The sequence below is a fragment of the Bacillus cereus group sp. BfR-BA-01316 genome (assembly GCF_022664195.1).
In the GTDB taxonomy this organism is placed as follows: Bacteria; Bacillota; Bacilli; order Bacillales; family Bacillaceae_G; genus Bacillus_A.
This window is the reverse complement of record NZ_JAKUGX010000163.1, coordinates 1-209: the sequence shown is the minus strand read 5'-3', so window position 1 is coordinate 209 and position 209 is coordinate 1. Positions and strand designations below refer to the sequence as shown.

The window sequence follows — 209 nt, the reverse complement described above, 5'->3', positions numbered from 1 at the left end:
ATTTTATTTTAGAGATTCCGGATCTTCCTGAATTTGATTTTATGAATGAACTGGGAGATCAAGAAGAAGTGGATGAAATCGATTCTGTTGATGAAACTAATAATACATTTTTAATAGATTTTATTTTTGAGATTCCGGATTTTCCTGAATTTGATTTTATGAATGAACTGGGAGATCAAGAAAAAATGGATGAAATCGATTCTGTTGAC

General features: G+C 29.7%; 1 protein-coding gene. It reads left to right on the top strand.

Annotation, left to right across the window (positions count from 1 at the left end):
- Positions 1–209, top strand: a 209-nt coding sequence (locus MR071_RS25390; protein WP_242238256.1) for a hypothetical protein, incomplete at both ends; no start/stop codon positions are given.